Below are 22,488 nucleotides of genomic sequence, written 5' to 3'. Positions count from 1 at the left end.
CGCACCACATCCGCCATGCACGTCATCTTTCGCGAAAGCCACGGTCTGGAAGAAACCGAGACCCCGACCGACCTGGCGCAAAGCCCGGCCGATCTGGTGGTCTTGTCGCTGTCCGATTCCGATCTGGGGGCTTTTGCTGCGGGGTGGGAGCGGGGCGGCGGTCGTGAGGGGCGGTTGCCGACGCTGCGGCTGGCCAATATCGTGGCGCTGAAACACCCGCTGTCGGTAGATACCTATGTCGAACAGACACTTGCGGGGGCCAAGGGCATTCTGATCCGGCTGATCGGCGGCGTGCCTTACTGGCCCTACGGTATCCAGCAGATCGCCGCGCTTGCGCTGGAACGGGGCATCGCGCTTGCGGTGTTGCCAGCCGATGGGCGCGTCGATACCCGGCTGGACGAGGTGTCGACGCTGCCGGTGTCGACGCTGCGGCGCTTGCAACATCTCTGCGACGCAGGCGGCGCAGTGGCCGCGCAGGCGGCGCTGGCGCAGATGGCGCTGGCGGCGGGGCTGTATGCCGGACCTGTGCGCGGGGCGAAACATGTGCCTGAGGTGGGCGCGTGGCTGCCAGAGCACGGGGTGTGCTGCCCGCTGCTGGTGCATGTGGTGCCTGAGAAAAAGCCGCTGGTTCTGGTTGTCTTCTATCGGTCCTACCTCGTGGCGGCGGATCTTGCCCCGGTCGAAGCGCTGTGCGCGGCGCTGCGCGCGCGAGGCTTTGACGTTCTCGGTCTGTTTGCCCCGTCGTTGAAGGCACCGGAGGCCGCGGCATGGATCGCCCGGCAGGTGGCGCATCTGGCGCCTGCGGCGATCGTCAATGCCACTTCCTTTTCCGGGCGCGGGGCGCAGGGCACCTCGCCACTGGATGCGGGCGGCGTGCCGGTCTTTCAAGTGGCGCTAGCAACCTCGACCCGCGCCGTCTGGGCCGAGGCTGACCGTGGGTTGTCGCCCGCAGATCTGGCAATGCACGTTGTCTTGCCAGAGGTGGACGGGCGGCTGTTTGCCGGCGTGACATCCTTCAAGGAACCGCAGGCCCGCGACCCGGACCTGCAATTTTCCCGGGTTGCGCATGTGCCGGACGCGGACCGCGTGGCGGCGGTGGCAGGGCGTGTGGCGCGCTGGGTCGGACTGGGGGCCACACCTGTTGCGGATCGCCGGTTGGCGCTGGTGTTGTCGACTTATCCGGGGCGGGATTGGAACATGGCGCATGCGGTGGGTCTGGATGCGCTGGCCTCGGCCAAGGCAATCCTGGAGGATCTGACAGAGGCCGGGTACACGGTGCAACCTGACCTTACTGCCGAGGCGTTGAGCACTGCACGGCTAAGGTGGCCCCTGAGCGCATACAAGGCCGCTTTGCAGCGTCTTCCCAAAAGGTTGCAGGATGATCTTGAGGCAGCATGGGGGGCGCCAGAGGCGGACCCGGACTGTGTAGATGAGGCGATTTGTTTTCGGGCGCTCAGCCGGGGCGCAGCCCTTGTGGCGTTGCAGCCCGAACGCGGATCGCCCGACCGTCGGGCTGAGGATTATCACGATCTGGCGCGGGTGCCGCGCCACGCCTACGTTGCGTTTTACCTCTGGCTGCAACAGCAGGTCGATGCGCTGATCCACATCGGCGCACATGGAACGCTGGAATGGCTGCCCGGTAAATCCGTCGCCTTGTCAGAGGCTTGCTGGCCAGAGGTCTTGAGTGGGCAGATGCCCGTGATCTACCCCTTCATTGTCAACGATCCGGGTGAGGCGGCACAGGCCAAACGGCGCATCGGAGCGGTGACGCTGGGACATGTGCCGCCGCCGCTGCGTGAGGCGAGTCTGCCAGAGCGCCTGTCTCGCCTGGAGGCCCTTCTGGATGAGTTCTCGAACGCGGACGGGCTGGACCCGCGGCGGCGGGATCGGTTGATGCAGGACATCAGGGATGAGGCACAAGCTGTTGGTGTCGAAGGTGATTTGGGGATTGAAACGGCATCTTGTCCAGCAGAGGCCATCACCCGGATCGACCGCTTTGTCTGCGACGTAAAGGAAAGCCAGTTCGGCGATGGGTTGCATGTCTGGGGCCGCAGCGACGATTTTTCGCCGAAAAATCGCCCCGCCTTCGATGTTGTGCCGTCGGCAGAGGCAGAGCGGCGCGCGCTTCTGGATGCGCTGGACGGGCGGCGGATCGACTCTGGCCCGTCGGGGTCGCCGTACCGGGGGCGCACCGATGTGCTGCCGACCGGGCGCAACCTGTATACCACTGACCCGCGTTCGGTGCCGACGCGCAGCGCCCATGCGCAGGGTGTGCGTCTGGCCGAGGAACTGGTGCGGCGGCATCTGCAGGACCAGGGCGACTGGCCCAAGGGCTTGATCGTGGATCTCTGGGGATCTGCGACCATGCGCACGGCGGGTGAAGAGTTTGCCATGGCCTTGCATCTGCTGGGTGTGCGTCCGGTCTGGGACGCGGGCAGCGAGCGGGTCAGCGGCATCGAGGTTTTGCCCATCGCGGAACTGGACCGCCCCCGGATCGACGTGACCTTGCGGGTCTCGGGCCTGTTCCGGGACGTGTTCCCGACGCTGTCGGTGCTGTTCGGGCAGGCGGTCAAGACCCTGAGTCTGCGCGACGAAGCGCCCGACTGGAACCCATTTGTCGGGCAGGCAGGGGCGCGGGTCTATGGCCCGGCACCGGGCAGCTTTGGCCTAGGGATCGGGGCGCAGATCGGCGACTATTCCGACGCGGCACGGCAGGCGGCGGGCCAAGCCTGGCTTGCGGCATCAAACTGGACTTATGACGAGGGCACAGGCACGCGCGACGACGAGGGCCTGCGCGCGCGGGTTCGGGGCGCCGACAGTTTTGTCCACCTTCAGGATCTGCCTGAAACCGACCTGCTGCTGGCCGAGGATTACGCCAGCCACGAGGCGGGCTTTGCCGCGGCACAGGGTGTCACCGGCGGGCAGGCGGCGCTGTACCATCTCGACAATACCGACCCGGCAAAACCCCGCGCGCGCGGTCTGACCGAGGAAATCGCCCGCGTGGTGCAGGCGCGCGCCGCCAATCCGGCGTGGATCGACGGCATGCGGCGGCACGGGTTCCGGGGCGCGGCAGAGATCGCGGCAACGCTGGAAAACATGGCCGCCTTTGCGCAACTGGCGGATGCGGTGCCGGGGCACCTGTTCGATCTCTATTTCGACGCGACACTTGGGGACGCGGCGGTCACGGATTTCCTTGCGGAGGCGAACCCCGAGGCATTGACGGCAATGCGCGCGCGCTTTGCCGCGCTGCATGAGGCGGGCCTGTGGCAGACGCGGCGCAACTCGATCCATGCGGCGCTGGAGGCGGGATGAGCGCGCCGCTGGTCAAAGGCTGGTGCCCGGGTGCCTTTCGCCCGATGATGTCGGGCGACGGGCTGGTGGTGCGGGTGCGTCCGCCGCTGGGCGAGGTGAGCGCGACACAGGCCGCAGGACTGGCCGATCTGGCCGAACGGCATGGCAGCGGCGTGATAGAGGCGACCGCGCGAGCCAACCTGCAATTGCGCGGTGTGTCCGAGTCCGCCTATCCGGCGCTGATCCAGGATCTGCGCGCGTTGGGCTTGTTGGGCGATGCGGACAGTGAGGCGCGCCGCAACCTGGTGCTGGACCCCTTTCGCGCGCCAAAAACAGACCAGATTGCGCGAGGATTTCTTGACGGGCTGTCGCGTACCGAATTCTCTGCGTTGCCCGGCAAATTCGGTTTTGTGGTCGATCCCGGCACGCCCCGGCGGCTGGCCGGGATCAGTGGCGATATTCGCATCGAGAGTTCGGCAGAGGGGATGATCCTGCGCGCCGATGGCTGTGCCACCGGGCGCCTCTTGGGGGACACGGACGAGGCGATTGCGCTTGGGCTAAACCTTGCGCGTTGGTTCCTGACCAGTGGCGGCGTGGGCGCGGATGGACGCGGGCGCATGGCGCGGCATCTGGACGGCGGAACCGCCTTGCCCGATGCCCTGAGCGGAGACGTTGACCCATCTCCCGCCGCGCCAGAGCCACAACCGGGGCGGCAAGGCCACGGGGTGTGTGTCGCTGCTGCCTTTGGCCAGTTCACCTCTGGTGCCCTTCGCGCCTTGTCGGAAACCGGCGGGCCGATCAGAGTGACGCCTTACCGGATGCTCTACCTGCCTGCCGTGACGGACCTGCCGGACCACCCCGATCTGATCCTTGACCCTCAAGATGCGTTGCGCCGGGTGCAGGCCTGCACTGGTGCGCCGGGCTGTCCGCAGGCCACCGTCCAGACCCGTGATCTTGCCCGCCGCCTTGCTCTGAGTGTCCCGGAAGGCCAGTGCTGGCATGTCTCAGGCTGTGCCAAGGGATGCGCCTATCCGCGTTTTGCGGACCTCACTCTGGTCGGGCGCGATGGCGCATTCGACCTTGTCAAGCAGGGAACCCCGTGGGATGACCCCATCCGCCGCGGGCTCAGCCCTTTGGAAATCGATACAGAAATCAGGTCCTGACCCCATGCCCTATACCTATGAAAAAGACGGCGCGGCGATCTACAAGGAAAGCTTTGCCACCATCCGGTCAGAGGCCGCTTTGGACCGATTTGCCCGTGACGAGGAACAGGTGGTGGTGCGCATGATCCATGCGGCGGGCCTTGTCGGGCTGGAACGGGATGTCAAAGTTTCAGCCGGGATGGTTGCCGCAGCCCGTGCCGCGCTGGACAAGGGCGCGCCGATCTTTTGTGATGCCTACATGGTGTCCGAAGGCGTGACCCGAAAACGTCTGCCTGCGGACAATGACGTGATCTGCACCCTGCGCGACCCGTCGGTGCCGGATCTTGCGGCGAAGATGGGAACAACGCGATCCGCCGCCGCGCTGGAGCTATGGCGGCCCCGGCTGGAGGGCGCATTGGTCGCCATCGGCAACGCGCCGACGGCGCTGTTTCACCTGCTGGAAATGCTCGAAGACCCGGATTGCCCACGCCCCGCCGCCATCATCGGCTGCCCCGTCGGCTTTGTGGGCGCGCGGGAATCCAAGGACGCCCTGTGGGCGGCGCAGCCGGTGCCGTCCTTGATTGTCGAGGGGCGGCTGGGCGGCAGCGCCATCACCGTTGCGGCCATCAACGCCATCGCGAGCCGCGCGGAATGAGGGGCGGGACGGTCTACGGCACCGGTCTTGGCCCCGGTGATCCTGACCTGATGAGTGTGCGCGCCGACAGGCTGGTGCGCCGCACGCGTCACGTCGCCTATTTCCGCAAGGCGGGCCGGGCGGGCCGCGCACGCGGCATCGTCAACGGGATGCTCCGCGAGGATGTGGTGGAATTTGCCATGGAATACCCGGTCACGACCGAAATTCCGCTGAGTGATCCGCGTTACAATGACATCCTGTCGGCCTTCTACGGCGACTGCGTTGCACATCTCAAGGCGCTGGTGGCGGCGGGGGAGGACGTGGTGGTGCTGTGTGAGGGCGATCCGTTTTTCTACGGCTCTTTTATGCATCTCTACACGCGCCTGCGCGGCGAGGTGCCGGTGCAGGTGGTCCCCGCGATCACCGGCATGTCAGCGGCCTGGACTGCCACCGGAGAGCCGATCACATGGGGCGATGATGTCCTCAGCGTGTTGATGGCAACCTTGCCAGAGGACGAACTGGCGGCGCGCATGGCAGAGGCCGACGCGCTGGTGGTGATGAAGATCGGGCGCAACATGCCGCGCGTGCGCGCCGCGCTGGAAAAGGCGGGTAAGCTGGACCGGGCGTGGCTGGTGGAATGCGCCAGCATGGACGGGCAGGCGGTGATGAAACTGACCGACGCGGACGACCGCGTCTCCCCCTATTTCTCTATCGTGATTGTCCACGGGCAGGGGCGCAGGCCATGACCGGCTGGGTTGTGATCGCGGGCCTTGGTCCGGGAGATGAGGCATTGGTCACGCCAGAGGTGACGGCGGCACTGGCCGAGGCGACTGACATTGTCGGCTACATCCCCTACGTCCGCCGCATCGCGCCCCGCGAAGGTCTGCGCCTGCACGAAAGCGACAACCGGGTGGAACTGGATCGATCGCGCCACGCGCTGGAAATGGCGGCAGAGGGGCGGCGGGTGGTTGTTGTCTCCTCCGGCGATCCCGGCGTCTTTGCCATGGCCTCGGCGGTGTTCGAGGCGGTGGAGGCGGGGCCGTCAGAGTGGCGCGGGCTGGAGATCCGCGTGCTGCCCGGCATCACCGCGATGCTGGCGGCGGCGGCGCGCGCGGGTGCGCCGCTGGGCCATGATTTCTGCGCCATCAATCTCAGCGACAATCTCAAACCCTGGGCGCTGATCGAAAAACGCCTGCGGCTGGCGGCAGAGGCGGATTTCGCCATGGGGTTCTACAACCCCCGCTCCAAATCCCGGCCCGAGGGGTTTGGCCGCGCCTTGGACGTGCTGCGCGAGGTCTGCGAGCCGACCCGCGTTGTGATCTTTGCCCGCGCGGTGTCGACCCCGGAAGAGGCGCTGCGGGTGGTCCACCTGTGCGATGCGACGCCGGACATGGCGGATATGCGCACGGTTGTTCTGGTCGGCTCTTCGCTGACGCGGATCATTCACCGTGATGGCGCGGACCCCTGGGTCTATACCCCCAGGTCCGTCCCGGCATGAGCAAGCCAGTCCAGCACCTGTTGCGGGGTTGCCACCTCGTGCCGGTCGGGCAGGGCGGGTCGGTCGATCATGATGACCGGCAGGTGCAGCGCGCGCGCGGCCTCCAGCTTGGCCGAGGCGCCGGTGCCGCCGGCGTTCTTGGACACGATCAGCTCTATCCCGTGCTGTTCCATCAGCGCCCGGTCGCCGTCCACGGTGAACGGCCCGCGGTCCACCACCACGTTGTATTGCGGAAACGGCGGCGGGGTCTTGGGCGGATCGACAAGGCGCAGCAGGTAGGTGTGCTGCGGGTTCGGCGCAAAGTCGTCCAGATGCATCCGGCCCACCGCCAGCATGACGCGGCGGCCCGGACCGTCCAGCGCCTGCACGGCGGCGGCGATATCCGGCACATGGGTCCAACGGTCGCCCGGTTGCGGCTGCCATGCGGGACGCGTCAAGGCCAGCATCGGGATGCCTGCCTCTGCGGCGGCAAGTACGGCGTTGCGGCTCATCTGTGCGGCAAAGGGATGTGTGGCATCCACCAGATGCGTGATCTTGTGATCGCGGATGTAGCGTGTCAGCCCCTCAACCCCGCCAAAGCCGCCCACGCGCTGCGGCAACGGTTGGCGGCGCGGGCGGTCGACCCGTCCGGCAAAGCTGACGGTGCCCTGCAGGCCGCGTTCCGCCATCAGGTTGGCCAGCGCCGTGGCCTCTGTCGTGCCGCCAAGGATCAAGAGGTTGGGTGTCATGGGTGAGGGCGCTCCGTGGCTGACGATCATCGGTCTGGGCGAAGATGGACCGGACGGGCTGACAGGTGCAAGCCGTGCCGCGCTGGAGGCGGCGGAAATCGTCATGGGACCGCAGCGCCACCTGTCGCTGTTGCCCGATCTGCCGGGGCAGCGGGTGGACTGGCCGGTGCCGTTTGCCGACGGGCTGAACCTGTTGGCAGGCTACGCCGGGCGGCGGGTTGTGGTGCTGGCCTCGGGTGATCCGTTCTGGTTTGGCGCGGGCAGCGTGATTGCGCGGCGGTTCGCGCGCGCCGAATGGTGCGTCCTGCCGGGACCGTCGGTGTTTTCGCTGGCGGCGGCGCGCTTGGGCTGGCCGCTGGAACAGGTGCTGTGCCTTGGGCATCACGCCGCGCCGCTGACCCGGCTGCGGCCCTATCTTGCGCGCGGTGTGCGGATGATCGTCACGCTGCGCGATGGCGCGGCGGTGGCCGATCTGGGCCAATACCTGACCGGCCTTGGCTTTGGCGCGTCCATCCTCTGGGTGATGGAGGCGCTGGGCGGTCCGCGCGAAGCGGTGACGCAATCGCAGGCAGACGCGGTGACCGGCGCATTCAGCCACCCGGTGGCGGTGGCTGTGCAGATTGACGGCGACGGCGCGGCGCTGCCCCGTGCGTCCGGTCTGGCGGACGGGTTTTTTGACAGCGACGGGGTGATGACCAAACGCCCGGTGCGGGCGCTGACCCTGTCGGCGCTGGCACCGAAACCGCATGAGGTGCTGTGGGACATCGGCGGCGGCTCTGGCAGCGTCGGGATCGAATGGCTGTTGTGCCATCCGACGACCGAGGCCATCACGATAGAGCCGCGCGCCGACCGGATCGGCCTGATCACGGCAAATGCCACGGCGCTGGGCGTGGACCGCCTGCGCGTGGTCGAGGGCCGCGCGCCAGAGGCGCTAGGTGACCTGCCGACACCGGATGCGGTTTTCATCGGTGGCGGGCTGAGCGCCGCGCTGCTGGAATGGCTGTATGGGCAGTTGCCCACGGGCACGCGGGTGGTCGCCAACGCCGTCACGCTGGAAAGCGAGGCGGTGCTGATCGCGGCGCATCGCGTGCGCGGCGGGGCGCTGCTGCGGATCGACTTGTCCGAGGCCGCCGCCCTTGGCCCGCGCACCGGCTGGAAGGCCGCCTATCCGGTTGTGCAATGGAGCGTGGTTCTGTGATTGTGGCGGGGTTCGGATTTCGCAAAACGGCAACGGTCAGCAGCCTTGAAGATGCACTTGACCGGACCGGCCGCGCGTTGGAGGTGCATGCGCTCGCCACCGTGAAAGACAAGGCCGAGACACCGGCCTTTGCCGCGTTGGCGGCGCTGTTGGGCCTGCCGGTCCTGAGAATTGACAGCACCGCCTTGCGCGCGCAACAGACGGTGACGCAATCACCGGACAGCATCGCGGCACGCGGCACCGGCAGCGTGGCAGAGGCGGCGGCGCTGGCGGCGGCGGGGCCGGGGGCGCGGCTGATCGGGCCGCGTGTCGTGTCCTCTGACCGTCAGGCCACCTGCGCGCTGGCCACGATTCCCATGGGAGACGACATATGACAGTGCATTTCATAGGGGCTGGGCCGGGCGCGCCCGACTTGCTGACCCTGCGCGGGCGTGACCTGATCGCGGCCTGTCCGGTCTGCTTGTACGCCGGGTCACTTGTGCCGGAGGCGGTGCTGGCACACTGTCCCAAGGGCGCTCGGATCGTGAACACAGCGCCCTTGGATCTGGATGCCATCATCGCCGAAATCGCTGCGGCGCATGAGGCCGGGCAAGATGTGGCGCGGTTGCATTCCGGCGACCTGTCGGTCTGGTCCGCGATGGGCGAGCAATTGCGCAGGCTGGACGCGCTGGGCATCTCCTATGACGTGACACCTGGAGTGCCGTCCTTTGCGGCAGCGGCGGCCGCGCTGGCGACGGAATTGACGGTGCCAGAGATCGCGCAATCGGTGGTGCTGACCCGCACGCAGGGGCGGGCATCTCCGATGCCTGCGGGCGAAAGCCTGTGCAATTTCGCCGCCACCGGCGCGACGCTGGCCCTGCACCTGTCGGTAGGGCAATTGGAAAAGGTGCAAACCGATTTGCTGCCGCACTACGGCGCGGATTGCCCGGTGGCGGTGGTCTACCGCGCCAGTTGGCCGGATCAGCGGGTGATCCGCTGCGCTTTGGGCGACCTGACGCAGGCGGTGGACGACAGTATCTCGCGTACCGCGCTGATCCTTGTCGGTCCGGCGCTGGGCGCGGGTTTGACCGCCGAAAGCCAACTGTATTCGGCAGAGTATGACAGACGCTATCGGCCCCAAAGCGCCGACAGCCCATGGGCGGAGTGGCAACATGGCGACGATTGAGATGCCTCCGGGCCTGATGATTTCGGCCCCGGCCTCGGGCACGGGCAAGACCACGGTCATGCTGGGCCTGTTGCGGGCCTTGCGGGATGCGGGCCAGTCGGTGCAGCCGTTCAAATCCGGGCCGGACTATATCGACCCGGCCTTTCACTTTGCCGCCAGTGGGCGGGCCTCGTTCAACATTGACACATGGTCGATGGATGGCGGGCTGCTGGACGCGATCAGCGGGCAAGCGGTGGGTGCCGACATCTGCATCGGCGAAGGGTCGATGGGGCTGTATGACGGCGTGGCAACGCGCGGGCAGACAGGGTTTGGTTCCTCGGCTGAGACCGCCTTGCGCATGGGCTGGCCCGTGGTGCTGGTCATTGATGTGGGCGGGCAGGCGCAATCGGCGGCGGCCACGGCGCTGGGCTTCCGCGAATACATGCCGGACTTACCCTTTGCTGGTGTGATCCTGAACCGTTGCGCCTCTCCCCGGCACGAGCGGCTGACCCGGCTGGGGATGGAGCGTGCGGGGATCGACGTGCTGGGCGTGCTGCCGCGCAACGGCGACCTGACCCTGCCGGAACGGCATCTGGGTCTGATTCAGGCGGTGGAACACCCCGATCTGGAGGCGGCGATCAGCGGCTATGCCGATTTCCTGCGCGCCAACGTGGATCTGGACCGCATCCGGGCTGCGGCCTCTGGCGGCGGGACGGCGGGCGGCGCGCTGCCCAAACCTCCGGCGCAGCGGATCGCGCTGGCGCGGGATGCGGCGTTTTCCTTTACCTATCCCCACCAGCTAGAGGGCTGGCGGGCGGCGGGGGCCGAGATCCTGCCGTTCTCACCCCTCGCGGATGAGGCACCGGATGCTTCTGCCGATCTGGTCTGGTTGCCGGGCGGATACCCCGAACTGCATGCAGGGCGATTGGCTGCGGCAGAGACTTTCCGCAATGGCCTGCGGACCTTTGCCAAGACGCGCCCGGTGCATGGGGAATGTGGGGGATACATGGCGCTTGGTGCCGCATTGGTCGATAAAGAGGGCGTTTCGCACCAGATGGCGGGCCTTTTGGGGCTGGTGACGTCTTATGAAAAGCGCAAGTTCCACCTTGGCTATCGGCGCGCTGTCTTGCAGGCAGGCCTGTCCGGCTACGCCCCCGGCACCGCGCTGCGAGGGCATGAGTTCCACTACTCCACCATCCTCGATCAGCCCGACGCGCCCCTCGCGGCGGTAGCAGATGCGGATGGCAACCCGGTGCCGGAGACCGGCTCACACCGGGGGCATGTCTCTGGCACCTTCTTTCACCTGATCACGGCGGAGGGGCCATGAGCGGTTTTGTCAGTTTCGTTGGCAGCGGGCCGGGCGACCCGGAGCTGTTGACCCTCAAGGCGGTGGACCGTCTGAAGCGCGCCGATGCGGTGCTGTTCGACGATCTGTCCTCTGGCCCAATCCTCAGCCATGTGCGCCCCGGTGCTGACCTGATCGGCGTGGGCAAACGGGCCGGGCGGTTGTCGCCGAAACAGCACCATGTCAGCCAGTTGCTTGTCGACTATGCCCAAGAGGGCGGGCGCATCGTGCGGCTGAAATCCGGCGACTCGGGGCTGTTCGGGCGGCTGGAAGAGGAACAGGTGGCGCTGCGCGCGGCGGGGATCGCCTATGAGATCATCCCCGGCATCCCTTCGGCTGTGGCGGCGGCGGCGGCCTGTGGCATCCCGTTGACCCGACGACTGACCGCGCGGCGGGTGCAGTTTGTGACCGGCCATGACGTCAGCGGTGCGTTGCCCGAGGATCTGGATTTGCAGGCTCTGGCCGATCCCAGCGCCATGACCGTGGTGTTCATGGGCAAGCGGACCTTTCCGAAACTGGCGGCGGCGCTGTTTGAAAAGGGCCTGCCCGAGACGACCCCGGCGATCTTGGCCGAGGCTGTGGGCACGGCAGAACAATCCCTGCACCGCGATACGGTGGCGGGCCTGTCGGCGCGGCTGGCCGGTGAGATCGGCAGCAAACCGGCGCTGATCCTGTACGGGCCGATGGCCGAGCTTGGGGTCGGTTATGACTGAGCTTTGGCTGGTGGGCATCGGGACGGGCAACCCTGAGCATGTGACGCTGGAGGGGCAGCGCGCCCTCCGGGAGGCGGCGGTGGTGCTGATCCCGCGCAAGGGGGCGGCCAAGGAGGATCTGGCGGAAGTGCGGCTAGGGATCTTGCGCGCTTCCGGCTCAAACGCGCGGGTGATTTCCTTTGGGATGCCTGTCCGGGACGAAAGCCTGCCTTATGCGGAGCGGGTCGCGCGTTGGCACGATGAGATCGCGAGCCGTTGGGTGACCGCGCTGGAGGGCGCGCCGGAGGGGCCGGTGGCGCTGTTGGTTTGGGGCGATCCAGGGCTGTACGATAGCACGCTGAGGATTGCCGCCCGATTGGACCCCGCGCCACGGGTGAGGGTGGTGCCGGGGGTGACGGCGTTGCAGGCGCTGACCTCGGCCCATGCGATCCCCTTCAATTCGGTCAATGGGGCGGTGGTGGTCACGACGGGGCGGCGGCTGCGGGATTTTGGCTGGCCTGAGGGGGCCGGGACCGTGGTGGTCATGCTGGACGGAGAGTGTTCGTTTCAGAGCCTTGATCCCACCGGGATTTCGATCTGGTGGGGCGGCTTTCTGGGCATGAAAGAGCAGGTGCTGGAGGCCGGGCCCTTGGCCGAGGCCGCGCCGAAAATTGTGGCCGCACGGGCCGAGGCGCGGGCGAGGCATGGCTGGATCATGGACACCTATTTGATGCGGCGCGATTGAGGTTGTCCACGCGTGGCGGGGAAGGTGACGTAGCGTCTTCAATGGGTTGCAGAGGCGATTTTACTGTTTTTTAGGAATCGCCGCGCCCCGAACGGGGGGGATTTCCGGACTCGCAGATTGGGTGAAAGCTGCTAGGGTGATGGTCAAATCTCTTGTCCGGAGCCGATTTTCAGATGTCGATTGCCCGCCTTGCCGCTGCCGCCTCAATCCTCGCGCTGTCCACCGCCGCGCAGGCGCAGGACCTTATGCTGTTCCCGGCCGAGACCTTTGGTCAGGTCGTCGCCCCGCGCAATGAATCCATGCTGGGCGATATCCAGCTTGAGGCGCAGGTGGGGGCCTATAACAATGAGTTCATTTCCAATTACGGGCCGAATTCGATCTTTGCCCGCACGGGTCGCGCGGTGGGAATGGTGCAGATCCTGACCAATGTCGGCCACGCGCCCTGCACGGGGTTCCTTGTCGAGGGCAACAAGCTGATCACCAACCACCATTGCGTGCCGGGCATCCTGAAAAATCCCAAGATGGTTGAACGCGGGGCCAACGCGATCATTGCGGTGCAGTTCCACGCCGGATTTGTGCGCGACGGGATCGACGAAGGGGTGGTGTCATTCCACGTCAACCCGGTGCCGCTGGAGACCAGCGAGGCGCTGGATTACACGGTTCTACAGGTGATCGGCGACGCAAATGCCACGTTCGGCGCGCTGGAATTGTCAGCTGTTGTGCCGCAGGATCGCAATCCGTTCTGGGTGATCGGCCACCCGATGGGCGAGGCACAGCGCATAAGTCGGGAAAAATGTCTGGCCGACACTCCGGCGGTCGCCTCGGGGCGGCTGCGCCATACCTGTGACACGCTGCCGGGAAATTCCGGCTCTCCGGTGATTGACGCAGGGCTGCAACAGGTTGTGGGTCTGCACCACGCGGGCTCGCGGGTGGGGACTGTGAATTACGCCGTGCCGATGGCAGATATTCTGGCGCAGTCCAAGGTGCTGACGGCCAGTGTGGGCGGTGCGGCGGACGGTGATCTAACTGCGCTGCAAGCCGAAGTGGCGCGGCTGCGGGCGGAACGGAAAGCCGAACAGGACGCGGCCAAGGCGACAGCAGACCGTTTGGCGACGGAAAAGGCAGAGCTGGATCGGCAAGCGCGGGTTGCGGCCGAGGCCGAGCGCAAGAAGCTGACCGATCAACTGGCGGCACTGCGGGCAGAACGGGACCGGCTGGCAGAGGCGGCTACGCGCAAGCCGGTGGTGGGCAAACCGGCAGGTGCAAAGGCCGCAGTGCCCGACAGCGCGCAGTTTCCGGGCAGTTATTGGGATAAACCGACGGCGGTTCTGTCGGGGCATGAGGATGCGGTGTATCGCGCCGTTTTCTCTCCCGATGGCGACCGGGTAGCCACCGCCTCTGCGGACAGAACCGCGCGGGTCTGGGACGCGCAGAGCGGGGCGCTGGTGTCCAAGCTGTCGGGGCATGAGGATTGGGTGCGAAGCGCCGTTTTCTCGCCCGATGGCGCCCGGATTGTCACCGCCTCTTGGGACAAAACCGCGCGGGCCTGGGACGCGCAGAGCGGGGCGCTGCTGTCCACATTGTCGGGGCATGATAATTTGGTGTTTAGTGTCGCCTTCTCCGCCGATGGCGACCGGATTGTCACCGCCTCATACGACAAAACCGCGCGGGTCTGGGACGCGCAAAGCGGAGCGTTGCTGTCCACATTGTCGGGGCATGCGGGTGTGGTGTATAGCGCCTGTTTCTCGCCCGATGGCGCCCGGATTGTCACCGCCTCTAAGGACGGAACCGCGCGGGTCTGGGACGCGCAGAGCGGGGCGTTGCTGTCCACATTGTCGGGGCATGCGGGTGTGGTGTATAGCGCCTGTTTCTCGCCCGATGGCGCCCGGATTGTCACCGCCTCTAAGGACGGAACCGCGCGGGTCTGGGACGCGCAGAACGGGGCGCTGCTGTCCACACTGTCGGGGCATGCGGGTACGGTGGTCAGCGCCGTTTTCTCGCCCGATGGCGCCCGGATTGTCACCGCCTCTGTCGACAAAACCGCTCGGGTCTGGGATGCCGCGACGGGGCGGGTGCTGGCCACCCTCTCTGGTCATTCGAGCACGGTTTTCAGCGTAGCGTTTTCGCCCGACGGGACGCGGATTGTCACCGCCTCAAAGGACAAGACCGCGCGGGTCTGGGGTGGGTTCTAACCCCTAAACCGCCACCAGCCGCCCCTCTGCCAATTCTAACGCGCAGGGCGCAATCGCTCGCCGGAATGCCGGGTCATGGGACACCAGCAGGATCGGCAGGGGCAGGGCGGTGAGGATCTCTGTCAGGCGGGCGGCGTTTTTCGGGTCCAGTGCGTTGGTGGGTTCATCCAGCAAGAGGACTTCGGGGTTCATCGCCAGCACCGTGGCCAGCGTCACGAGGCGCTTTTCGCCCCCCGACAGTTTGTGCGTGACGCGGTCGCGCAGGTGGTGCAGGTCGAGATCATCCAGCAGGCGGTCAGTGGTCTCCAGCGCCTCGGCCCGGGTCTTGCCCAGGTTGAGCGGCCCGAAGGCCACGTCCTCGGCCACGGTGGGGCAGAACAGTTGGTCGTCGGGGTCTTGGAACACCAGACCGATGCGGCGGCGGACCTCATGAAAATCCTTTTCGCGCGAGCGGGGAGCGTCAAACACGGTGACGGTGCCAGCGGTGGGCCGTTGCAGCCCAAGGATCATCCGCAACAGGGTGGATTTGCCCGCGCCATTAGCGCCGGTGATCGACAGCCGTTCGCCCGCGCCCAGTTGCATGGACGCCCCCGACAGGACGGGCGGCTGGCCGGGGTAGGCAAAGTGGATGTCGTCAAGCCGGATCAGCGCCATGTCAGGTCCAATGCGATAAGGGCAAGCAGGATCGCGGTGAGGGTGATGGCAAACAGCGCGTCGGCGCGGGTGGTGCGAAAGTCGTGCAGCAGCCGGATGCGCCCGGAAAAGCCCCGGCATTTCATCGCGCCCAGCACCCGTTCCGACCGTTCGATGGCGCGCACCATCATCATGCCCACAAGGTAGCCAAAGCTGCGGTAGCTGTGCCAGTTGGTGCCGGGGCGAAAGCCGCGGACCTTCATGGCGGCGCGCAGGCGCAGGTATTCCTGACGCAGCACCTCTATGTAGCGGATGGTGAACATCATCAGGTGTACAAGGGTTTCGGGCGTTTTCAGGCGGTAAAGGGCGTGGCCAAGGGTGACAGGCTCCATCGTGCCGACAAGGGTCATGAGGGTCAGGACCACCGCATTGGCGGTCAGGCCGATCTCTATGGCGCGGGCGAGGCCCTGCCATGTGGCGGGATAGCCCCAGAGGGTAAAGATGGCGTCGCCCGGCACGGTGAAGGGCAGGAGCGCCAGCATGAACAGGATGAACCCGTCCATCATGGCAACCCGTTTGAGGGTGGGCATGGCGGGCAGGCGCGACAGCGCCAGCAGGCTGAGGGCGGTGGCAAGGGCGGCGCTCAGCGCGGGCAGGGTGTCCAGCGCCACGGTTGTGATGGCAAAGGCAAGGGCGGCGAGGATGCGCACGCGCGGGTCCAGCGCGCCAAGGCGGCTGGCGCTGTGTTCGGCCCCGGTGTCGGTCAGGACGGTGTCGCCGTTGGACAGGACGTGTGCCATGCGCCTAGCCGTTCAGCCGCCGACGGGCGGCGATGTAGAAGGCAAGGCCGAACAGGCCGAGGATGTAGCCGAGGCCGCCGAGGATGGTTTGCAGGTCGTTCTTTTCACGGTAGGCGGCGATTTCGCGGCGCAGGGGGCGCATTTCATCGCGGACGATGCGGGCGATTTCGGCGCGGTCGGCGGCGCTGAGGGCGACGCCGGTGGCGACGGGGGGCGGGGCGGTTGTGGGTGTTTCCGGGGCTTTGACGCCCAGCACGGCGGCGACCTCATCGGCGGGCATGGTGGTTTCGGCCACATGGCCCGCGCCAAGGTCGGCGCGAAAGATGTGGGTGACGGCCGTGGTGGGGGTGAAGAGGAAAAAGCCGTCTGCGTCGGTCACTGTCTCGCCCAGCAGCGCGCCGTCCGGGCCGTAGACCTGCACCGGCAGGTCGGGGGCCATGGACCCGTTGGAAAAGCCGATCTCCCCCTCGATGGCGCTGCCGGAGGGAAAGACCGAGGCGATGACCTTATGCGCCAGTGCAGGCAGCGGCAGGGCGCAGAGCGTCAGGATCAGGATCAGAAACCGGGCGAGGCGTTTCATGTCCCGGTCCCCTGGAGCGCGGTGAACAGGTCGGGTTTGACCTTGCGCGCCAGCAGGACGGCAAAGCCGGTCAGCAGCCCCTCCAGCGCGATGACGGGCAGATGCGCGACAAAGATCAGATGGGCGGCGGTGAGAAATTCCTGCCCGGTCAGCATCAGCGAGACGGCCACACCCAAGGTGGTCAGCGCAATGGCCAGTGCGCCCGCGACGCCGCCAAGGAGCGCGGCCATCGCCGGACCGCTGCGCGGGATCAGGGGGCGAAAGGCCAGGCCGACCAGCACCGCTGGCAAGGCGATGTTGACGGTGTTGATGCCCAGCACCGTCACCCCGCCAAACCCAAAGAACACCGCCTGCAACAGCAGCCCGACAAAGAGCGTGGGAAAGGCAGCCCAGCCGAGGATCAACCCGGCCAGACCGTTGAGAATGAGATGCACCGAAGACGGGCCGATGGGCACATGGATCAGCGAGGCCACGAAAAAGGCCGCCGACAGCACCCCCGCCGCCGGGATACGTTCCAGCGGCAGGGCGCGCAGGCCAAGCGCGATGCCACCCGCCGCCGCCACGGCGCCGCCGATGACGACAGGGTTGGAAAGGGCTCCGTCCACGATGTGCATGGCTTAGTCCAGATCCCGGGCGCGAATCCAGATCACCGCGTCCTGGCTCAATTCCTTGCCCTCATGTTCCGTCTCCGGCCCGGCCCCAAGGGCGGCAAAGCCCCAGTAGCCCGCGCGCGGCACGCCAAAGGTGAAATAGCCATTCACATCCGAGATGGCGACAACCGAGCCGCCGGGGGGCGGCGTGGTGACCGGGTCCGAGGCGCTGCTGCTGTCCATGTCCGGCTCTGCGGCCATGTATTCGATCTCTATTTCGGCCCCGGCGACGGGTTTGCCATCGGCCAGCACCTGCCCGGTAAAGGTGGAGCCGGTGAGGATATTGTAGGGCTTGTTCAGCGGAACAATCTCGACCGGCAGGCCGACGGGGGTCATCCAGTCTGTCGGCAGTGTCCCGCGATTGAGGAACGCCTTGGTGATCTGCTGGATATAGATGTCCTCTGTTTCCTCGAAATACGGCTCTGGCACGGTCACCAGGATGTAGTCACCCGCGCGTTTGACCGGCACGCTGCCCTTGTAGGCGGTGGCGGCGTTGGTCGGGCCGGAAAAGGTGACCGGCTCCAGCGTATCCAGCAGGTCGGTCCGGTCGCCCCGGTGGATCATGTAAAACGCGCGCGGACGGGCAAGCTCCATGACGTGGCCGTTTTCGAACGGGTGCCAGAACACCAGTTTCACCGGCACATCGCCGGGCCGGTCGATCATCGTGTCGACGGTGTATTCCAGCAGGAAATGCGCAGGGGCCGCCGCAGGCACAGCCATACACGCCAGTGCCAGCGCGGGTTTCAGGGAGGGAAGCAGAGTCACAGTCGCCGTCCTTGTCCTAATGCGCCATCCCCGGCGCAGAGCGTGACGGACGGCAGGCAGAGACGGCCAATGTCGGGACCGGGACAGAGTCCGGGCGACGAAGGCCAGACGCTTACCCCGTCGTCCGGTGGAAACCGCAGCCTTTGGGGGGGCGACGGGTGTCCGGCAGGTCTCCTGGCTGGCGGGTCACTGTCTGGGCCTGCCTTCCCGGATTTCTCCAGTGGCGTCTTGGCCCGGACTCTCCGCTTACAGTTGCGGGGGCAGCTGCCGGTTACGCACGCGAGGCGCGCGGCACGGCATTCCCTCTTTCCCCCAAAGGACACGCCTTTGGGACCGGTCACGGGGTTGTGTCTGACAGATGGCCTGCGTCGGGGCAATGGGCAAAGCGACACGGCAGGGTGCGGTTGCGGCATGGTGGCGGACAGTTGACGGCGGGCGGGATGCGGTCGATAGCTGAACGCAGGTTTGTTGTCGCCATCGGGGGAGAGGGCCATGAAACGCTCACGCATCAACGCCATCATGACAGAGGCGGACGCACTGATCCGGCGGCATGGTTTTGCGCTGCCGCCCTTTGCCCAGTGGTCGCCAGAGGCGTTTGTGGCGCAGGCCGGGGCGGCGCGTCACGTCATCGACTCGCGCTGTGGCTGGGACATCACCGATTACGGCGAAGGGCGGTTCGACGAGATGGGGCTGTTCCTGTTCACCCTGCGCAACGGGCTGCTGTCAGACCTGACCGGCGGGCGCGGCATGTGCTACGCCGAAAAGCTGCTGATTTCCCGGCAGGATCAGCTGTCGCCGATGCACACCCATGTGATCAAGGCAGAGGACATCATCAACCGGGGCGGCGCGACTCTGGTGGTGGAACTGTTCGGGTCGGACGATCAGGGGCGGTTTGCCGAGGATCGCGGCGGGCGGGTGATGTGTGACGGCATCGTGCATGACTACGCTCCGGGCGAAAAGCTGCGGCTGGCACCGGGGGAAAGCGTGACGTTGCGCCCCGGCGACTGGCATGCCTTTTGGGGCGAGGGCGGCGATGTGCTGATCGGTGAGGTCAGCACCGTGAACGACGACGAGACGGACAATATCTTTCGCGAACCGATTGGCCGGTTCTCCGAGATCGAAGAGGATGAGCCGCCACTGCATCTGTTGGTGAGCGACTACGCCCGGTGGCTGTCGGCCTGACGGCGGGGTCTTGCCAATCCGCCGCGCCGCGCCCACTGTCGCCCTGCCACAAAACGGGGGACAGGCGATGTTGCGCAGGGCGCTGGGAAAAGGCGGGCCAGAGGTGTCGGCGCTGGGCATTGGGGCGATGTCCTTTGCCGGGTTTTACGGTGAGATCAGCGAAGCAGGCAGCCACGCGGTTCTGGATGCCGCGCTGGATGCGGGGGTCGATCACATCGACACCGCCAATGTCTATGGCATGGGCAAATCCGAAGAGGTGATCGGCCGGTTCCTGAAGCGCTATCAGGACAAGGGCAAGATCCCGTTCCGCATCGCCACCAAGGCCTCGATCACCCGCGACCCGGACACCGGCGCGCGTAGTTTCAACAACTCTGCCGCCCATCTGGAGGCGGAACTGGACCGCAGCCTGAAACGGCTGGGGCTGGAGCGGGTCGACCTGTTCTATGTCCATCGCCGCGATCCAAGGCATGAGATCGAGGAAGTCACGCAGACGCTTGCGCGGCTGATCCAGAAGGGCAAGATCGGCGCGTTCGGCTTTTCCGAGATTGCGCCCACCAGCCTGCGCCGTGCCGCCGCCGTGCATCCGGTGGCCGCCGTGCAGTCGGAGTATTCCTTGCAGACGCGGCTGCCAGAGCTGGGATTGTTGCAGGCCTGCGCCGAACTGGGCACCGCTTTGGTCGCGTTTTCGCCCGTGGGTCGGGGGCTGTTGACGGACACGCCGCCGACGCCCGCGCGGGTCGAGGCGGCACCGTTCCTCAAGGTCAACCCGCGGTTCGCCGGTGACGGGCTGTCCCGCAACATAGAGGCCAGCAAACCGCTGCGCGAACTGGCCGCCGAGGCTGGCTATCCGACTGCGACGCTGGCCATCGCCTGGGTGTTGTCGCAGGGGCGCATGATGCACGCCATCCCCGGCACCCGCAGCCCTGGCCACCTGCACGATCTGGTGCGCGGGGCCTGCATGATGCTGGGCGACGATCTGAAGGCAGAGATAGAGGCGCGCCTGCCAGTGGGCTGGATCCACGGCGCGCGCTACTCTGCCGATCAGTCCATCGGTCCCGAGGATTATTGCTGACCTCAGCGCGCGTTGGATCAGGAGAGATCCGAAGGCGGGCAGAGCCGGGGCGAGTGATTTGCCGACCTGACAACCATAGCCGCGACGCGTGTCGTCGCGGCGTGTTCCCACGCCCCCGCGCCCTGCGGACAAGGGGGCGAAACGGGGAAAGATGCAAAAGGATGCAAATCGCCCGGAAGACCGACGCGTGTCCGGCCCCTCCGAAGAGGAAGAGGGTGATCACGGAAGGACGCGTGGGAAGGGAAGGTGGAGGCGAGTAGGAGAATCGAACTCCTGTTCACGGATTTGCAATCCAGTGTATTTCGTCCCGAAAACAAATCCTTAGGATCAAAAAAGTATCAGGACATTTGTCGAACAAGTTGTGAACCTGATACCCGTGTTTTGGCAGGTTCAAAGCCATGAGCGGCATGGCGTTGATCTGGGCCGCGAACGTCAAAGGGTTGAAACCCGCCGCTAAGATCGTGTTGATTCAGCTGGCGGATTTTCACAACAAAGAAACCGGCCAATGTAACCCTAGCGCGCAGCGGTTGGCTGACGAATGCGAGATGGGCCGGGCCACGTTGTTCCGGCACATGACGACCTTGGAAGAATGCGGCCTCGTTACACGCCATGCCCGTGGCGATGGCGAAGGCGGGCGCGGGTCCAATCAGTATGAGTTACACCTCGACATCACCCTCGGTCCGAGTGCGCGCCCGAAGGGGGGTGGCAGCGGTCCCAACAGGGTTGAGTCTCAAAATGAGACGGGGGGAAACGTCTCAAAAAAGCTGGGGAAAAGTCTCAAGGGTGAGACGGGGGTAGTCTCAAATCGGGACAGGAACCTTACCATTGAACCTAAGAAAGAACCTCCTTCGCGCAAGCACGAGGCGGTGGAGGCTGAGAAGATTCTGGGAGCCTATCCGCCCGACCGATTTCGGGGTAAAGCGGCGTGCCTTGCCCAGATCGAAGGGGCCATGAAGGAAGGGATCAGGCCGGAGGACTTGCTGCAAGCCGTCCAAGCCTACGCCACCGACAGCGCTGGCTTCACCCGCTCCAAGGTCTGCTTTTCGGACAACTGGTTCCAATCTCGGCGTTGGCAGGCCTATGTCGAGAAGCAAGCGGAAGACCGAGAGAAGACGGCAGCGTTGCAGGCTGATCATCATGCACGACTGGCCTGCTGGATCAGTGATCGCAGCCCGATGTGCAAGCACATCACGGCCAAGCAGATCGATGGATTGCTTGCCTCAAAGCTAGTGACACAGGCGCAAATCCAAGCCGCAGGCCTCAGAACATGACCGCAACCGATCCCACCGAAGAGCAAACAGCAAGGCGACCCATGTCATACGCTGGCGCTGCTGACACGGGACCTTGCGAGGGGCGGCAAGCCTCCCCTTCGAACCCCACCGGCGCTGGCAAAGCCCGCACCAAAGAACCGCTGACCGAGACTTTCGTCTTTCGGTGCACAGCGGCAGAGAAGGCCCAGCTCCGCGCCAAGGCCGAGGCCGCTGGCCTGCCTGCTGCGACCCTGCTGCGCGAGGCATTGGGCCTCAGCGAAGCCCGCCGCCGCAAGCCTATCCCCCGCGTCGATCCCGCGCTGGTACTGGCTGTCGGGCGCATCGGCGGCAATCTCAACCAGATCGCCCGCTGGCTAAACCGCGCGATGCTGGCGGGCCGCGTTGACCTCGACGCGCTCACCGTTGCCCGCCGTCTGCTGACCATCGAGCGCCAGCTTGCCCAGATCGTCGAAGCGTCGCGCCGATGCTGATCAAGTTCTTCCGCAATGGCAAAGGCGCGGGCGCTGGTCCGGTCGGCTACCTCGTCGCGGACAAGGTGCTGGCCTATGACGACAACCGCGACCTGATCCGCGATGCGGACGGCCAGCCGATGACAGTCACGCGGGGTAACCGCGCCATTGGCACCGCCTGCCTGACGCTGGTGCGATCATCTAGGACACGTGTTTAACGACGTCGTTAACGACGTGTCTTATGCGGGGTCATCGATGCGTGGTGAAATTCTTGGGGTGGAGCGGCGGCGTTTCTGGCGCGATGAGGACAAGCTCGAAATTGTCATGTCGGCTGGTGTTGGTGGGGAAACGGTGACGCAAGTGGCGCAGCGCCACGAGATTACGCGGCAACAGATTTACGCCTGGCGGCATGAGTTGAAGAAGAAAGGTTTGTGGTCGCCCGATGCCGGGGCACTTTTCTACCCGTTGGATATTCCG

The 22,488-nt window shown here is 66.1% G+C and carries 24 protein-coding genes and 1 riboswitch; of the genes, 18 read left to right on the top strand and 6 right to left on the bottom strand.

What is annotated here, in order from left to right:
* The first annotated feature begins 15 nt into the window (after nucleotides 1–15).
* From cobN to cobJ, 5 genes are read left to right on the top strand one after another with little or no spacing between them, the layout of a single operon-like run.
* Nucleotides 16–3,312: a cobaltochelatase subunit CobN gene (gene cobN / locus CHB90_RS18690; protein ID WP_089279369.1), complete on the top strand. Its 3,297-nt coding sequence runs from the start codon at nucleotides 16–18 to the stop codon at nucleotides 3,310–3,312.
* A complete protein-coding gene (locus CHB90_RS18685) occupies nucleotides 3,309–4,454 on the top strand; it encodes a hypothetical protein (RefSeq protein WP_089279368.1) in 1,146 nt (381 codons plus the stop codon). The genes cobN and CHB90_RS18685 overlap by 4 nt, the downstream gene beginning before the upstream one ends.
* Nucleotides 4,455–4,458: 4 nt before the next feature.
* Nucleotides 4,459–5,088, top strand: coding sequence for a precorrin-8X methylmutase (locus tag CHB90_RS18680; protein ID WP_089279367.1), 630 nt, complete (start codon nucleotides 4,459–4,461; stop codon nucleotides 5,086–5,088).
* On the top strand, nucleotides 5,085–5,813 hold the full coding sequence (locus tag CHB90_RS18675) for a precorrin-2 C(20)-methyltransferase (protein ID WP_089279366.1): 729 nt from the start codon (nucleotides 5,085–5,087) through the stop codon (nucleotides 5,811–5,813). The genes CHB90_RS18680 and CHB90_RS18675 overlap by 4 nt, the downstream gene beginning before the upstream one ends.
* The gene (cobJ, locus tag CHB90_RS18670) at nucleotides 5,810–6,565 is read left to right on the top strand and encodes a precorrin-3B C(17)-methyltransferase (RefSeq protein WP_089279365.1); all 756 of its coding nucleotides are present in this window, start codon (nucleotides 5,810–5,812) and stop codon (nucleotides 6,563–6,565) included. Before CHB90_RS18675 ends, cobJ begins: the two co-directional genes overlap by 4 nt.
* Here cobJ and CHB90_RS18665 read toward each other — a convergent pair.
* Nucleotides 6,538–7,293: a cobalt-precorrin-6A reductase gene (locus CHB90_RS18665; protein ID WP_089279364.1), complete on the bottom strand. Its 756-nt coding sequence runs from the start codon at nucleotides 7,291–7,293 to the stop codon at nucleotides 6,538–6,540. The two genes, cobJ and CHB90_RS18665, sit on opposite strands and share 28 nt — an antisense overlap.
* On the opposite strand from CHB90_RS18665, the gene cbiE reads away from it, so the two are divergent.
* From cbiE to CHB90_RS18630, 7 genes are all read left to right on the top strand, one after another.
* Nucleotides 7,292–8,491, top strand: coding sequence for a precorrin-6y C5,15-methyltransferase (decarboxylating) subunit CbiE (gene cbiE, locus CHB90_RS18660; RefSeq protein ID WP_089279363.1), 1,200 nt, complete (start codon nucleotides 7,292–7,294; stop codon nucleotides 8,489–8,491). The two genes, CHB90_RS18665 and cbiE, sit on opposite strands and share 2 nt — an antisense overlap.
* Nucleotides 8,488–8,865 carry a cobalamin biosynthesis protein gene (locus CHB90_RS18655; protein ID WP_089279394.1) on the top strand — a complete coding sequence of 126 codons (378 nt, stop codon included), beginning with the start codon at nucleotides 8,488–8,490 and terminating at the stop codon, nucleotides 8,863–8,865. The genes cbiE and CHB90_RS18655 overlap by 4 nt, the downstream gene beginning before the upstream one ends.
* Nucleotides 8,862–9,656: a precorrin-4 C(11)-methyltransferase gene (gene cobM, locus CHB90_RS18650; RefSeq protein ID WP_089279362.1), complete on the top strand. Its 795-nt coding sequence runs from the start codon at nucleotides 8,862–8,864 to the stop codon at nucleotides 9,654–9,656. The genes CHB90_RS18655 and cobM overlap by 4 nt, the downstream gene beginning before the upstream one ends.
* Nucleotides 9,643–10,962 (top strand): cobyrinic acid a,c-diamide synthase CobB, encoded by a 1,320-nt coding sequence (locus CHB90_RS18645; protein WP_089279361.1) that lies wholly within the window; start codon nucleotides 9,643–9,645, stop codon nucleotides 10,960–10,962. The genes cobM and CHB90_RS18645 overlap by 14 nt, the downstream gene beginning before the upstream one ends.
* Nucleotides 10,959–11,693 (top strand): uroporphyrinogen-III C-methyltransferase, encoded by a 735-nt coding sequence (cobA, locus tag CHB90_RS18640; RefSeq protein ID WP_089279360.1) that lies wholly within the window; start codon nucleotides 10,959–10,961, stop codon nucleotides 11,691–11,693. The genes CHB90_RS18645 and cobA overlap by 4 nt, the downstream gene beginning before the upstream one ends.
* Nucleotides 11,686–12,417: a precorrin-6A synthase (deacetylating) gene (cobF, locus tag CHB90_RS18635; RefSeq protein ID WP_089279359.1), complete on the top strand. Its 732-nt coding sequence runs from the start codon at nucleotides 11,686–11,688 to the stop codon at nucleotides 12,415–12,417. Before cobA ends, cobF begins: the two co-directional genes overlap by 8 nt.
* 173 nt (nucleotides 12,418–12,590) lie before the next feature.
* Nucleotides 12,591–14,609: a trypsin-like peptidase domain-containing protein gene (locus CHB90_RS18630; protein ID WP_089279358.1), complete on the top strand. Its 2,019-nt coding sequence runs from the start codon at nucleotides 12,591–12,593 to the stop codon at nucleotides 14,607–14,609.
* A gap of 3 nt (nucleotides 14,610–14,612) precedes the next feature.
* Here CHB90_RS18630 and CHB90_RS18625 read toward each other — a convergent pair whose 3' ends face one another.
* The 5 genes from CHB90_RS18625 to CHB90_RS18605 are packed head-to-tail and all read right to left on the bottom strand — an operon-like array spanning nucleotide 14,613 to nucleotide 17,992.
* Nucleotides 14,613–15,263: an energy-coupling factor ABC transporter ATP-binding protein gene (locus CHB90_RS18625; RefSeq protein WP_089279357.1), complete on the bottom strand. Its 651-nt coding sequence runs from the start codon at nucleotides 15,261–15,263 to the stop codon at nucleotides 14,613–14,615.
* On the bottom strand, nucleotides 15,254–16,042 hold the full coding sequence (cbiQ, locus tag CHB90_RS18620; RefSeq protein WP_089279356.1) for a cobalt ECF transporter T component CbiQ: 789 nt from the start codon (nucleotides 16,040–16,042) through the stop codon (nucleotides 15,254–15,256). The genes CHB90_RS18625 and cbiQ overlap by 10 nt, the downstream gene beginning before the upstream one ends.
* Nucleotides 16,043–16,046: 4 nt before the next feature.
* Nucleotides 16,047–16,622, bottom strand: coding sequence for a cobalt ABC transporter permease (locus tag CHB90_RS18615; RefSeq protein WP_089279355.1), 576 nt, complete (start codon nucleotides 16,620–16,622; stop codon nucleotides 16,047–16,049).
* Nucleotides 16,619–17,236 (bottom strand): cobalt transporter CbiM, encoded by a 618-nt coding sequence (cbiM, locus tag CHB90_RS18610; RefSeq protein WP_089279354.1) that lies wholly within the window; start codon nucleotides 17,234–17,236, stop codon nucleotides 16,619–16,621. The genes CHB90_RS18615 and cbiM overlap by 4 nt, the downstream gene beginning before the upstream one ends.
* Nucleotides 17,237–17,239: 3 nt before the next feature.
* A complete protein-coding gene (locus tag CHB90_RS18605) occupies nucleotides 17,240–17,992 on the bottom strand; it encodes a DUF4198 domain-containing protein (protein ID WP_089279393.1) in 753 nt (250 codons plus the stop codon).
* 192 nt (nucleotides 17,993–18,184) lie between these two features.
* A riboswitch (cobalamin riboswitch) is annotated at nucleotides 18,185–18,390 on the bottom strand.
* A gap of 139 nt (nucleotides 18,391–18,529) precedes the next feature.
* On the opposite strand from CHB90_RS18605, the gene CHB90_RS18600 reads away from it, so the two are divergent.
* From CHB90_RS18600 to CHB90_RS18570, 6 genes are all read left to right on the top strand, one after another.
* Entirely contained in the window at nucleotides 18,530–19,219 is a 690-nt protein-coding gene (locus tag CHB90_RS18600; protein ID WP_089279353.1) for a D-lyxose/D-mannose family sugar isomerase, read from the top strand.
* Between the two features lie 67 nt (nucleotides 19,220–19,286).
* Nucleotides 19,287–20,291, top strand: a complete 1,005-nt coding sequence (locus CHB90_RS18595; RefSeq protein ID WP_089279352.1) for an aldo/keto reductase — start codon at nucleotides 19,287–19,289, stop codon at nucleotides 20,289–20,291.
* A gap of 398 nt (nucleotides 20,292–20,689) precedes the next feature.
* Entirely contained in the window at nucleotides 20,690–21,562 is an 873-nt protein-coding gene (locus tag CHB90_RS27070; protein WP_245823301.1) for a helix-turn-helix domain-containing protein, read from the top strand.
* Nucleotides 21,563–21,603: 41 nt separating this feature from the next.
* On the top strand, nucleotides 21,604–22,032 hold the full coding sequence (locus CHB90_RS18580; protein ID WP_245823300.1) for a plasmid mobilization protein: 429 nt from the start codon (nucleotides 21,604–21,606) through the stop codon (nucleotides 22,030–22,032).
* A complete protein-coding gene (locus tag CHB90_RS18575; protein WP_089279351.1) occupies nucleotides 22,026–22,229 on the top strand; it encodes a hypothetical protein in 204 nt (67 codons plus the stop codon). The genes CHB90_RS18580 and CHB90_RS18575 overlap by 7 nt, the downstream gene beginning before the upstream one ends.
* Nucleotides 22,222–22,488: transposase (locus CHB90_RS18570; protein WP_212591617.1), on the top strand; the 267-nt coding region annotated here is incomplete at its 3' end. The genes CHB90_RS18575 and CHB90_RS18570, both read left to right, overlap by 8 nt.

The sequence above is a fragment of the Antarctobacter heliothermus genome, assembly GCF_900188425.1.
Lineage (GTDB): Bacteria > Pseudomonadota > Alphaproteobacteria > Rhodobacterales > Rhodobacteraceae > Antarctobacter > Antarctobacter heliothermus.
This window is presented reverse-complemented; position numbering and strand designations above follow the sequence as displayed.

Coding starts and splice junctions, on each gene's coding strand:
- cobN (WP_089279369.1), top strand. CDS start 16: ATGCACGTCATCTTTCGCGAAAGCCACGGTCTGGAAGAAACCGAGACC.
- CHB90_RS18685 (WP_089279368.1), top strand. CDS start 3,309: ATGAGCGCGCCGCTGGTCAAAGGCTGGTGCCCGGGTGCCTTTCGCCCG.
- CHB90_RS18680 (WP_089279367.1), top strand. CDS start 4,459: ATGCCCTATACCTATGAAAAAGACGGCGCGGCGATCTACAAGGAAAGC.
- CHB90_RS18675 (WP_089279366.1), top strand. CDS start 5,085: ATGAGGGGCGGGACGGTCTACGGCACCGGTCTTGGCCCCGGTGATCCT.
- cobJ (WP_089279365.1), top strand. CDS start 5,810: ATGACCGGCTGGGTTGTGATCGCGGGCCTTGGTCCGGGAGATGAGGCA.
- cbiE (WP_089279363.1), top strand. CDS start 7,292: ATGGGTGAGGGCGCTCCGTGGCTGACGATCATCGGTCTGGGCGAAGAT.
- CHB90_RS18665 (WP_089279364.1), bottom strand. CDS start 7,293: ATGACACCCAACCTCTTGATCCTTGGCGGCACGACAGAGGCCACGGCG.
- cobM (WP_089279362.1), top strand. CDS start 8,862: ATGACAGTGCATTTCATAGGGGCTGGGCCGGGCGCGCCCGACTTGCTG.
- CHB90_RS18645 (WP_089279361.1), top strand. CDS start 9,643: ATGGCGACGATTGAGATGCCTCCGGGCCTGATGATTTCGGCCCCGGCC.
- cobA (WP_089279360.1), top strand. CDS start 10,959: ATGAGCGGTTTTGTCAGTTTCGTTGGCAGCGGGCCGGGCGACCCGGAG.
- cobF (WP_089279359.1), top strand. CDS start 11,686: ATGACTGAGCTTTGGCTGGTGGGCATCGGGACGGGCAACCCTGAGCAT.
- CHB90_RS18630 (WP_089279358.1), top strand. CDS start 12,591: ATGTCGATTGCCCGCCTTGCCGCTGCCGCCTCAATCCTCGCGCTGTCC.
- CHB90_RS18625 (WP_089279357.1), bottom strand. CDS start 15,263: ATGGCGCTGATCCGGCTTGACGACATCCACTTTGCCTACCCCGGCCAG.
- cbiQ (WP_089279356.1), bottom strand. CDS start 16,042: ATGGCACACGTCCTGTCCAACGGCGACACCGTCCTGACCGACACCGGG.
- CHB90_RS18615 (WP_089279355.1), bottom strand. CDS start 16,622: ATGAAACGCCTCGCCCGGTTTCTGATCCTGATCCTGACGCTCTGCGCC.
- cbiM (WP_089279354.1), bottom strand. CDS start 17,236: ATGCACATCGTGGACGGAGCCCTTTCCAACCCTGTCGTCATCGGCGGC.
- CHB90_RS18605 (WP_089279393.1), bottom strand. CDS start 17,992: ATGGCTGTGCCTGCGGCGGCCCCTGCGCATTTCCTGCTGGAATACACC.
- CHB90_RS18600 (WP_089279353.1), top strand. CDS start 18,530: ATGAAACGCTCACGCATCAACGCCATCATGACAGAGGCGGACGCACTG.
- CHB90_RS18595 (WP_089279352.1), top strand. CDS start 19,287: ATGTTGCGCAGGGCGCTGGGAAAAGGCGGGCCAGAGGTGTCGGCGCTG.
- CHB90_RS27070 (WP_245823301.1), top strand. CDS start 20,690: ATGAGCGGCATGGCGTTGATCTGGGCCGCGAACGTCAAAGGGTTGAAA.
- CHB90_RS18580 (WP_245823300.1), top strand. CDS start 21,604: ATGTCATACGCTGGCGCTGCTGACACGGGACCTTGCGAGGGGCGGCAA.
- CHB90_RS18575 (WP_089279351.1), top strand. CDS start 22,026: ATGCTGATCAAGTTCTTCCGCAATGGCAAAGGCGCGGGCGCTGGTCCG.